Consider the following 12,389-nt stretch of genomic DNA (forward strand, 5'->3'; position numbering starts at 1 on the left):
TTGTATCTCCAATGTTTATGCGCTAATTTTTAAAATGGAGGAGGAAGAGGGATTCGAACCCCCGCGGGCTTTGACACCCCTTTCGGTTTTCAAGACCGACCCCTTCAACCAGACTTGGGTATTCCTCCGTGCAACATTTATTAATATACACTATTTATTTTAGGGTGTCAATAAATTTTATAAATTTTTTTAAATAAATATATCGATAAGGCCTTTTACTCTTATAATAATTATTTAAAATAGAATTTTATTGCGACTTATCGGCTGGCTAATAATCTGCTATATGCACACTCGTTTTGTTTTATGCGTGCTCGTCTTAAGATATGCACCGTTGTCCCAGTCTATGCAGCGACACCTCGGTCTATGCGCACTCGGCTCGGGCTATGCGCCGTCATCCCGATCTATGCGCACTCGGCTCAATTTATGCGCCGTCAATCTATGCTCCCACACTCATCACAGCATATCAAAAAACGCCTAGGAAGTAATTGTTCCTAGGCATTAACATTATTTAATTACTTTCTTCCCGCCCATATAACCTTGAAGTGCTTCTGGAACGATAACAGATCCATCTTCCTGCTGGTAATTTTCAATAATAGCTGCGACGGTGCGTCCAATGGCTAGACCTGATCCATTTAAAGTGTGGACGTATTCAGGCTTACCATCTTTACTACGACGGAAACGAACCTTGGCGCGTCTTGCCTGGAAATCTTCAAAGTTGGAACATGAAGAAATCTCACGGTATGTGTTTTGACTTGGAATCCAAACCTCAATGTCATACTTTTTAGCTGCAGTAAATCCTAAATCACCTGTACACATGCTCATCACGCGATATGGAAGATTTAATAACTGCAATACCTTTTCTGCATGGCCTGTCAATTTTTCTAATGTTTCATATGAATCTTCTGGTTTTGCAAAGTGAACCAGTTCAACCTTATTAAACTGGTGCTGGCGGATTAATCCACGTGTATCTCTACCGGCTGATCCTGCCTCAGAGCGGAAGCACCCACTAAATGCGACGTATTGCTTTGGTAAATCATCCTCATTCAGTATTTCATCGCGATGATAGTTTGTTACAGGGACTTCTGCGGTTGGTATTAAAAAGTAGTCCCATTCCTCTAATTTGAATACATCCTCTGCAAATTTTGGAAGTTGGCCTGTTCCTGTTAAACTGTCTCTGTTAACAATATAAGGTGGTAGCATTTCCTCATAACCATGTTCATCAGCATGTAAATCCATCATAAAGTTAAGTAAAGCACGCTCTAAGCGAGCACCAAGTCCTTTATAAAATACAAAACGGCTGCCAGTTACTTTGGAGGCATTTTCAAAATCTAAAATCCCAAGACCTGTCCCTACTTCCCAGTGTGGCTTAACTTCAAAGTTGAATGTCGGTAATTCTCCCCATTTATGTGCTACTACGTTATCTTCTTCATCTTCACCAATTGGTACACTTTCGTGGGGAATATTTGGAATAGACAGCATCATATGATTAAGATTCTCTTCTATTTCCTTCAATTCTTTATCTAAGTTTGAAATTTGCTCGCCCACTTCACGCATTTCTTTAATTGCTGGTTCAGCATCTTTCTTTTCACGTTTTAAAACAGAAATTTGTTTAGACGCTTCATTTCTCTTCGCTTTAAGGCTTTCCCCTTCAGTTATTAACTTCCTACGTTTCTCATCAAGTTCACCAAACTTATCAAGCTCAGACAAATCCTCCCCACGATGCTCTAACTTCGCTTTAACATCTTCAAAATTGTTACGTAAAAATTTCATATCCAACATAATAAATACCTCCAAATTATTTTTAGCTAGCCTAACAGTAGATATAAACAGCGACATAGTGACAATTAATAAAGTGTATCTTCTTATTCTGACAAATTGAGTGCGTACAACTCGCTTCAGCAGAATACTTCGCTTTCCATGGGCACGGCTTCAGCCTCCTCGCGGAAAACCCACCGCTACGGGGTCTTCAGACTCGTGGGACTGCACTATCGTTCGTCCCGTCGAAGACCTTTTGCTTTTCCCATAGGACAAGGAAAGCTTCGAAGCACTACATCGCACGAAGAAAATTGTTTTTTATTTTCGAGGAGTCTTCGTATTCTGCCTACGCTAGGATTGACTCTACGACTTATGATTACACATTCTCCGAAAGATTAACTATTACAAGCTCTGCTTGCCGTGAAAGTAGGCTATTCCAAGCGGAGGAAAAACGCGGAGACTCCTGTGGGAGCTGAGGCCTAGATGAGACCCCGCAGAGCGTAGCTCGAGGAGGCTCATCAGCCGCCCACGGAAAGCGTAGCGATTTTTCCGTAGCGTTCGGAGTATGGCTTACTTAAACAGGATGGAAAAAAATCTGCGTTGAAAGCATGTCGCAGTTTAAGAATAATATGAATTAGTTAAAGATCTAATAATTCTAAATACAAAAAAACTCTCATCCCTAAAAATAGGGACGAGAGTTTGGCTTCCCGCGTTACCACCCTTGTTGAAGAGTAAAGTCTCTTCCGGCTTTCAGTTTTAACGGTACCTCACCGGGTTTAATTAATCGGGAACTAGCCCTTTGCTTAAACCAGTTCAAGGATGGATTCACAGTGCTCTTCATCGATTTCCACCAACCATCGACTCTCTAAAGGAAAGAGACTCTGTTACTATTTCCTATCATAACTTTTCAAGTGGTTTCATTTAATTAAGTTATATCATAGCTAATATACTGCACATTTGCAAGTCTTTTATGCAAAAAAATTCCTAACTACATGTTTATTCACTGCGGTCTTGCATGCGTTCATCGCTTGAAAGTGTATCTATTTCAATACCTTTCATAGCTTGACCAAGGTCTTTGGAAAGTTCAGCAATCAAAGCATAATCCTGGTAATTTTCAGTTGCTTTCACAATCGATTTAGCAAATTTTTCAGGGTTATCTGATTTAAAAATCCCTGATCCGACAAAAACACCATCTGCTCCAAGTTCCATCATTAATGCTGCGTCACTTGGTGTAGCCACGCCACCTGCTGCAAAATTTGCAACTGGTAAACGACCTTCCGCACGAATTTGTAGTAATAACTCATATGGCGCTCCAAGTTCCTTAGCATAAACCATGACTTCATCTGCTGACATACTCATCAACTGTCTGATTTCGCCTTGTACCTGACGGAGGTGACGTACAGCTTCAACAATATTTCCAGTACCTGGTTCGCCTTTTGTACGAAGCATCTTAGCGCCCTCACCAATACGACGAGTTGCTTCACCAATATTTCGGCAACCACATACAAATGGAACATTGAACTCTGATTTTATTAAATGAAATACATCATCTGCTGGTGTTAAAACTTCACTTTCGTCAATGTAATCAACACCCATTGCTTCTAACACTCGTGCCTCAACAATATGACCAATACGAGCTTTGGCCATCACTGGGATAGACACAGCATTCATAACTTCCTCAGAAATTGTTGGATCAGCCATTCTTGCGACGCCACCTGCTGCTCGAATATCTGATGGGACACGCTCAAGTGCCATTACAGCCACTGCCCCGGCTGCTTCGGCTACTTTTGCTTGTTCAGCATTGACGACATCCATAATCACGCCGCCACTTCTAAAATCTATGTTAGTTATCTCCCCGTTAGTGCTCATTTAAACTCCCCCTGATTAAACTAATATATTTTAGAACCATCCTTTGATCATATCGATCAAAGATGAAAATAAATTAGAAAAAAAGTCTCCAATTGCATTTAATGTGAGCATAAACCAATTACTTTTTTCAACAGAATGCGTTGTGACTAGATTTATTTGTTCTGTATTTTCATCAAAAATATAACCAGAATCTTCTCCTTCAAACACAACTTCTGCTGTACCCACTTTCTCACCTTCTTTAATAGGTGCGGTAAGCTTGCCATCTTTATTCACTTTATCTTTATCAAGATGATATTTAATACTGTAATTTTCTTTATCTTCTTCTTTAATGAGCGTACTAAATTCTTGTTCGGTTGCAATATCTACTGTATCTTTTTTTCCTTTAGCAACTGGAAGAGTAGATTCATCTGAAAGTTGATATCCCGCTGGAAAAATTTCTTCTCTCTTAAAGTTATCAAATCCGTAATCAAGTAATTTTGCCGTTTCTTCAAAACGTGACTCTCGACTTTTCGTATTCATGACAACTGTGATAAAACGTTGTCCATCTCGTATAGCTGTTCCAGTAAAGTTATTACCTGCAAGCTCTGTGTAACCAGTTTTTAATCCATCGACACCTTCGTAATAAAATTGCTTAAGAAAGCTTGCGTCATGGTCTAACATCCAGTTCCAGTTACGGACTTCTTGTTCATCAAATTTTGTTTCTGGTATGCTTGAAATTTCTAATGCTTCAGGAAAATCTTTGACCAAGTAGTAGGCAAGTAGAGCTGTAGAACGTGCAGATAATAAATTGGTGTCATCCGCTTTAGTACCTTCCGGATGATTTCCATCAAGAGATTCATTATCAAGACCAGAAGAGTTTACAAATTCATAATCTGTCAATCCCATCTCTTCCGCTTTTTGATTCATTAACTTAACAAATTCACCTTCTGAACCTGCAATTAATTCTGCCAAGGCTACGGTTGTCGCGTTATCTGAGTTAATAGCCATCGCTTCATACAATTCACGTACTGTATAATCTTTATTTTGCTTTAGACCTACCCCAGAAAAAGCATTATTCTTTGAGAGTGCATAGGAGTAGTCACTGATCTCTGTTGTTGAATCCCAGCTGATTTGACCTTTATCAATGGCTTCCCATACAAGGTATTCAGTCATCATTTTAGTCATACTCGCTGGAGGTAATACTAAGTCCGGCTCTTTGGCAAATAGTATCTTTCCTGTTTCAAAATCAACAAGAATCGCCGACTCAGCTTCAAGATCAAATGACTTCGCATAACTGACACTAGGTTGTCCTATGATGGTCACTAGCATCATAATAGCTGCAAAAATAACGGGCACAAATTTCTTTCGTTTATTTGTCACTTCTTAATACCTCCAAATTAAAACATTCAATAATTTTTAGTCCCAATCATTTCAAGCAAAAAATCGATAGAGCCTTTTATATTCTACCATAATTAATAACAAAAAAATAGACAGGGAATCAGTCCCTATCTATTTAGTGATAATTCATTTTTATGCACTTTGGCAGGACATCAATATAGATTAGTATCTTTTAGTTAATTTGAAAATGAATGGACTTGCTAATAGTTCTTGATTGTCTATAAACATGTCACAAGTTTCATTTTCACATAGTTCTATAATGTATAATTCGGTGCTTCTTTTGTAATTTGTACATCATGTGGATGACTTTCGCGTAATCCTGCATTTGTAATACGAATAAGTTGTGCATCATTACGAAGGGATTCAAGTGTTTTTGTGCCACAATATCCCATTCCAGAACGGAGCCCACCTAGCAGCTGATGTACTGTATCTTCAAGAGGTCCTTTATAAGCGATACGTCCTTCAATACCTTCTGGAACTAACTTCTTAACATCTTCTGAATCCTGGAAGTAACGGTCTTTTGATCCAGCTTCCATTGCACCAACAGAACCCATGCCACGATATACTTTATACTGTCTTCCTTTATAAATTTCCCTCTCACCAGGACTTTCAGCCACACCTGCAAAAAGACTTCCAAGCATAACAGCATGAGCACCTGAAGCAAGGGCTTTAACAATATCGCCTGAATATTTAATACCGCCATCTGCAATAATCGGAACGCCATATTCTTGGGCAGCACGAGCACAGTCATATACGGCAGTTATTTGTGGGACACCTACACCTGCTACAACACGAGTGGTGCAAATTGACCCAGGACCTATTCCTACTTTAACAACTGACGCACCAGCTTCAATTAATGCTTTAGTCGCTTCCGCTGTAGCAACATTCCCTGCAATAATATTAAGTTCCGGATATTCTCTCCTAACCTCTTTAACTTGGTCTAATACACCTTGTGAATGACCATGAGCCGTATCAATAACAATTACATCAACATCAGCTTCTACTAATTTTTCTATTCTTTTCATGACATCGTTTGTAACACCAACAGCTGCACCTACTAGAAGTCGTCCTTGACTATCTTTAGCTGCATTCGGAAATTCGATTACTTTTTCAATATCTTTAATTGTAATTAAACCTTGCAGAATGTTACTTTCATCAACTAAAGGTAGTTTTTCAATTTTATATTTTTGTAAAATTCCTTCTGCCTCTTCAAGCGTTGTTCCAACAGATCCTGTAATCAAATTTTCACTCGTCATGACTTTTGATATTTCAAGTGAGTAATCATGAATGAATCTTAAATCACGGTTTGTTAAAATTCCTACGAGTTTTCTTTCTTCAATGGAATTCACGATAGGTACACCAGAGATACGATATTTTCCCATCAGATGTTCAGCATCATAAACTTGATGTTGAGGGGTTAGGAAAAAGGGATCCGTAATGACACCACTTTCAGATCTCTTTACTTGATCAACCATTTCAGCCTGTTCTTCAATGGACATATTTTTATGAATAACCCCAAAGCCACCTTGTCTTGCCATCGCTATAGCCATCCCAGCTTCTGTTACGGTATCCATACCAGCACTGATTAATGGTGTATTTAATTTTAACGTTGAAGTCAATTCAGTTTTCAACTCTACATCGCGAGGTAGCACATTCGACTTAGCCGGTACTAAAAGCACATCATCAAATGTTAAACCTTCTTTTGCAAATTTATCTTCGCGCATCTCTTATACCTCCCATTTTTTTATCTCATTTCATAAAATATATTGAATTGGAAAAACTATAAAGTAAGTCAATCGACTGATTTCTATTGTTAATTACAATACGTGATTCTATGTATTTTTTCAATTAGATTTCACTATGATTTTAAAGTAAAACCATTCTGAATATTTAGGAGAGGTTTGATGGATAAAGAAACATTACAAGCATTCTACATATATTTAAACTCGCAACAAACAGCTCAGGAGTATCTCTTTAACTGTTATCAAAAATTAGGGGAGGAGGACGCCGAAGCAAAAAGTTATCAAAACTGTAATGCTTTTATATATTACCTTCAACATAGTAAGGAATTTTATAAAAACGGCCGCAAGTTGGAAACACTTTTACAGCCCATCTTATTTTTTTATGGAATGGGACATTTATTAAAGGCCGTTTTACTAACTAAAAGGCCTTATTACCCCGAATCGACATCCTTGCTTGCTCATGGTGTATCAAGCAGAAAACGAAAAAAAAAGCATTACAAATTCATCGAGGATGAGGTTAAAGTTCAACATAAAGGATTATTTCCATACTTTACCGAACACCTTTATCAAATAAAATCCATCCCATTTGAAAAAATTTCAATGAAACATTTATTCAGCCTTATTCCGGAGTTAACTTCTTTATTTTATTTTGATGGCAAAAAGCATCTTATTGAAATTGGCAAACTCGAATCGACTTCACTTACCTTTCCGGAAAGCATTTTAGATGGATACCATCTAACAAAAAATTCATTTATTAAACGAATTGCGCCTTATTTACCAGACATCAAAAAAGTAACTTATAAAAACGGAACAATTCAGTTAAATCTTGATCGCCCATTTACTAAACAAACAGGTCCTTTCTTCATTCATACTAACCAAACGGTTCACTTTCCACATGAAAGGGAGAATTTTATACCCATTTCCGAGGTTATGATCCATTATCTTTTGCTTTATAACCTAAGTATGGTTAGTCGGTATGAAGCGGAATGGTGGGGGGATCTCCTCGTTACTAAACCAGAAATTGATTACCCACTCATCGCACAATTCTTAACTATTACGGCCAAAAAAATCCCTTTGTTATTAGGTGAAATATTAATTGATAATCTTAATATGACAAATCCATAATCAAATTGTAATCTAATTACCTCAACTTTCGCAGAATGAACTTAACATATAACCTTTGGGAATCATGAAGGAGGGGATAAATATATACAACACCAGTTGACTTTTTGATGAACTCCCCTTGAGAAAACCGGATTACCTAGCCCTCAAAATCTTTATAACTGCGCATTTGATATAAACAGCAACATAGTGACAATTAATAAAGTGTATCTTCTTATTCTGACAAATTGAGTGCGTACAACTCGCTTCGGCAGAATACTTCGCTTTCCGTAGCGTTCGGAGTATAGCTTACTTAAACAGGATGGGAAAAAATCTGCGTTGAAATTATGTCGCAGTTTAAGGATTTTGTGTATAAACAGCTATCTTAATCGTTCAACGGAGAACTATAGTTCGATTTTTTAGAAACAGCCCCATTTAAACGGATTGTCAAGAAGATGCTTAACCCTGTCCACTATTTGACCTTATTCTATTTATGTGAAAGTTGAATAATTAATTTAAGATAAGACTTCTAAAATATGAACATCTGGCATGTCTTTTAAGGGCAGTATTTCTCCGCTTGATAATAACTTTACCATCGGGCGGGTTGGTTGATTAGAGTCGGTGAAAATAATTTCAGCTTGTTCAGCATTGGATAGTTTTACTTTTGTTCCAATTGAAAAGTGAGCGATACTTTGTTTAAATGACTGAACAACAAAAGGATCAAGTCTTGTAAACTGTTCTGTTTCTAGCTCTTCAACAACTAAAAATGGTGAAGTTTTACTTTGAAAATAACGATCACAAGTCATGGCATGATAACTATCACATACAGCTATTATTTGTGCATATGGTTGAATTTTATGTCCCTTTAAACCAATTGGATAGCCACTACCATCTCTTCGTTCATGATGTTGTAGTACAGCAGTTTTAGCAGCTTGGGTCATCAACGGGCTGTTTTCAATCAAACGATATGAATAGACAGGGTGGCTCTTAATTTTTTCACTCTCTTTTTCTGTTAATGAATTGCTTTTATGTAGAATATTCTCATTAACTTTTGACATGCCACTATCACTCAATGCCCCTGCTAAGCCAACTTGGAGCCATTCACTTTCAGGATAGTCCATCTGCTTAGCCAAAAAGGCTGAGAGCAATCCGACAGATACACAATGATGATATATATAGTTATCCGTATTAGCATATTGATGCAAGGTAAATATACGATCTTTTAATTCATTAATTCGGTTGAGTAAAGGGATAAGTTGCTTTCTAATATTCACCATATCAATTGGAACATTCAATTGCCATTCTTTGAACACTGTTTTGAAGTAATCTACAGTTTTTAAATAATGTTCATCAAATGACTCTTTTGCTAGTGCCGATTCTTTAACTGATTCAACTATCTTCTTTTTTTGAGAAAACGATGGTTTAGGGATAAACCGTTCTCCAGAGGCTAATTTAGGTGAAACATTTACTTCTTCAATGAGGAATCTTTTAAGTACATGAATATGTTCAGCAGTAAGAACGGTATCTTTAGAAATTATAGGATGGGCTGTTTTCCCTTTTACATGATTTAATAATAAGCAGCCCGGTCTTAACTGGTCTGGAGTTACTCTCATTGAACTTTCTCCTTTTATTAAATGGCAATATTAAGTTGACGCCATATTTTTTACTATAAGTTTAAAAAGAAGGTGACTCTAAATTATATTATGGAGTCACCTATGTTAAATTAACTACTTATTCTATTCTTCGTCTGTTTCATCCTTTTGTTGTTCGTTCATTTCATTTAATTCATTTGCTGCATCGGACTTTTCTTGTCCTGAATCATTGTCACTTTCTTCATCAATACTTTCATTTTGTACATCATTATCTTCTTCATCCAGTTCTTCTTCCTCTGCATCAATCTTAGCTACAGTTGCGACTTCTTCATCGTCTTGGATACGAATGAGACGAACACCTTGAGTATTACGTCCTGTTTGAGCTATCTCCTCAACTGGAATACGTATTAAGACACCTGCTACCGTAATAAGCATAATATCTTCTTCACCATTTACAGATTTCACAGCAACGACATGGCCTGTTTCTTTACTAATTTTGCATGTGAAAATGCCTTTACCACCACGGCGAGTTACTCTATATTGTTCCTCAGGAGTTCGTTTACCGACACCCTTATTGGTCACATGGAGTACTTGATCGCCTTCATCCAGTATTTCCATTGAAACAACTTCATCGTCCTCCCGAAGAGATATTCCGCGTACACCAGCTGCTGTTCTTCCCATGGATCTTACTTCATCTTCTGGGAACCTGATGAGATACCCTTGCTGAGTCGCAATCATAATATCTTTATGACCATCCGTTAGGCGAACTGAGATCAACTCATCATTTTCTCTTAAGCCAACTGCAATGAGGCCACCCTTACGTATATTTCTGTATTGTGAAATTTGAGTGCGCTTAGAAATACCTTGTTTTGTCGTAAAGAAAAGATACGAATCATCATCAACGTCATTTACAGCAATTGCTGCCGTAATGGATTCATCTTTTTCAATTTGAAGTAAATTGATAATTGGTAAACCTTTCGCTGTTCGACTAAATTCTGGTATTTCAAACCCTCTTGTTCGATAAACCTTACCCTTGTTTGTAAAGAACAGGATTGTATCATGGGTTGTCGTATACAAAAGATGTTCCACAAAGTCGTCTTCATTAGTTCCCATGCCTTGAATACCTCTACCGCCACGACGTTGAGTTCTGTAAGTAGAAGCAGGGAGACGTTTAATATAGCCTTGATGAGTAAGGGTTAACACAATATCCTCCACTGGAATTAAATCCTCATCTTCAAAAAAGTCAGCGCCACCAATCATGATTTCTGTTCGACGTGGATCGTTGAAACGCTCTTTAAGTTCAGTCAATTCTTCACGAATGATTTCGAGTACTTTCTCTTCATCAGCTAAAATTGCTTTCAATTCAGCAATAAGTTTAATTAAATCATTATATTCATCTTCAATTTTTTCTCTTTCAAGTCCTGTTAAACGTTGCAAACGCATATCTAATATAGCTTGAGCTTGTTTTTCAGATAAACTGAATTGCTCCATTAATCCGTCTCTAGCAATATCTGCTGTCTTCGAGTTTCGAATTAATTCAATAACTGCATCTAAATGGTCGAGAGCAATTCGGAGTCCTTCTAAAATATGGGCTCTTGCTTCAGCTTTTCTTAATTCAAATGCTGTACGACGTTCAATAACTTCAACTTGGTGATTTAAATAATGCTCTAAGCATTGCTTAATCGTCAACACCTTAGGTTGGCCATCAACTAAAGCTAGTGTATTGATGCCAAACGTCGTTTGCAATGCAGTATATTTATATAAGTTATTTAAGACAACATTTGCATTAAAATCACGACGAAGTTCTATAACGACTCGCATTCCATTACGATCTGATTCATCACGTAAATCTGTAATTCCTTCTATACGTTTTTCACGCACATGGTCTGCAATGCGTTCAATTAATTTTGCCTTATTCACTTGATAAGGTAACTCTGAAACGATGATTGTTGACTTTCCATTTGAATGCTCTTCGATATCCACTTTCGCTCGTACAGTAATTGAACCGCGTCCTGTTTCATACGCTTTACGAATCCCACTTCTGCCAAGTATTTGTCCAGCTGTCGGGAAGTCAGGTCCCGGCAAGTGGTTTTCCATAATTTCATCAATGGTAATATCGGGATTTTTACTTAAAGCTAAAACAGCATCAATTGTTTCACCAAGATTATGCGGCGGAATATTCGTTGCCATACCAACAGCAATTCCAGATGTACCATTGACCAGTAGGTTCGGAAAACGTGCTGGAAAAACAATTGGTTCCCGCTCTGCACCATCATAGTTATCTTGATAATCAATCGTATCTTTATTAATATCTCTTAAAAGTTCCATGGATATTTTAGACATTCTAGCTTCTGTATAACGCATGGCTGCAGCTGAATCACCATCCACAGATCCGAAGTTCCCGTGTCCATCAACAAGCATATATCGGTAACTGAAATCTTGTGCCATTCGCACCATCGCTTCATAAACAGCAGAATCACCGTGTGGGTGATACTTACCGATGACTTCACCGACAATACGGGCTGATTTCTTATATGATTTATCAGCGTGCATCCCTAAGTCATTCATAGCATACAATATTCTTCGATGAACAGGTTTTAACCCATCTCTAACATCGGGTAAAGCTCTTGAGACAATAACACTCATTGCATAGTCAAGAAAAGAAGTTCTTATTTCTTCACTTATATTAACATCTTGAATTGGTTGACGTTCTTGATCCGCCATTCAATGACCTCCCAGTTTAAAGAAGAAAATGCTTACGTCTGAGTTAACTTCATAAGTACTTTCAACTATAAATCCGAATAAATATTTAACTATTTAAGATAGTTTAAACTCTCCAGTCGTACCGAATGTTTTCACTTTTCTGTTGTCTAGATTTTACGACCAGCAACTAGCAAACTTCGGATTCCTTCCTACGATAAGTCGACTTTGAATCGCTTCGCTCTTCTTGTCT

Annotated in this window: 7 protein-coding genes, 1 tRNA gene and 1 other annotated feature; of the genes, 1 reads left to right on the plus strand and 7 read right to left on the minus strand. The window is 37.5% G+C overall.

Features of this window, described 5'->3' with window-relative positions:
* Nucleotides 1–35 precede the first annotated feature (35 nt).
* From KQI49_RS11520 to guaB, 5 genes are all read right to left on the minus strand, one after another.
* Nucleotides 36–128, minus strand: a tRNA-Ser gene (locus KQI49_RS11520).
* Between the two features lie 376 nt (nt 129–504).
* Nucleotides 505–1,779 (minus strand): serine--tRNA ligase, encoded by a 1,275-nt coding sequence (serS, locus tag KQI49_RS11525; RefSeq protein WP_216489164.1) that lies wholly within the window; start codon nt 1,777–1,779, stop codon nt 505–507.
* A gap of 660 nt (nt 1,780–2,439) precedes the next feature.
* Nucleotides 2,440–2,665 (minus strand) — a binding site (T-box leader).
* An 86-nt stretch (nt 2,666–2,751) separates the two neighbouring features.
* Nucleotides 2,752–3,624, minus strand: coding sequence for a pyridoxal 5'-phosphate synthase lyase subunit PdxS (pdxS, locus tag KQI49_RS11530; RefSeq protein ID WP_216489166.1), 873 nt, complete (start codon nt 3,622–3,624; stop codon nt 2,752–2,754).
* Nucleotides 3,625–3,654: 30 nt separating this feature from the next.
* Nucleotides 3,655–4,983, minus strand: coding sequence for a D-alanyl-D-alanine carboxypeptidase family protein (locus KQI49_RS11535; protein ID WP_371817564.1), 1,329 nt, complete (start codon nt 4,981–4,983; stop codon nt 3,655–3,657).
* A gap of 272 nt (nt 4,984–5,255) precedes the next feature.
* Nucleotides 5,256–6,725, minus strand: a complete 1,470-nt coding sequence (guaB, locus tag KQI49_RS11540; RefSeq protein ID WP_216489168.1) for an IMP dehydrogenase — start codon at nt 6,723–6,725, stop codon at nt 5,256–5,258.
* Nucleotides 6,726–6,905: 180 nt separating this feature from the next.
* Here guaB and KQI49_RS11545 point away from each other — a divergent pair, with 180 nt between their 5' ends.
* Nucleotides 6,906–7,868 carry a YaaC family protein gene (locus tag KQI49_RS11545; RefSeq protein WP_216489170.1) on the plus strand — a complete coding sequence of 321 codons (963 nt, stop codon included), beginning with the start codon at nt 6,906–6,908 and terminating at the stop codon, nt 7,866–7,868.
* Between the two features lie 491 nt (nt 7,869–8,359).
* On the opposite strand, the gene KQI49_RS11550 is transcribed toward KQI49_RS11545, so the two are convergent.
* Entirely contained in the window at nt 8,360–9,457 is a 1,098-nt protein-coding gene (locus KQI49_RS11550) for an HD-GYP domain-containing protein (RefSeq protein WP_216489172.1), read from the minus strand.
* Between the two features lie 123 nt (nt 9,458–9,580).
* Nucleotides 9,581–12,160 carry a DNA gyrase subunit A gene (gene gyrA, locus KQI49_RS11555; RefSeq protein ID WP_216489174.1) on the minus strand — a complete coding sequence of 860 codons (2,580 nt, stop codon included), beginning with the start codon at nt 12,158–12,160 and terminating at the stop codon, nt 9,581–9,583.
* Between the last annotated feature and the right edge of the window lie 229 nt (nt 12,161–12,389).

Origin of the sequence: Virgibacillus sp. MSJ-26 (genome assembly GCF_018918075.1) — a bacterium.
Taxonomy (GTDB): domain Bacteria; phylum Bacillota; class Bacilli; order Bacillales; family Amphibacillaceae; genus MSJ-26.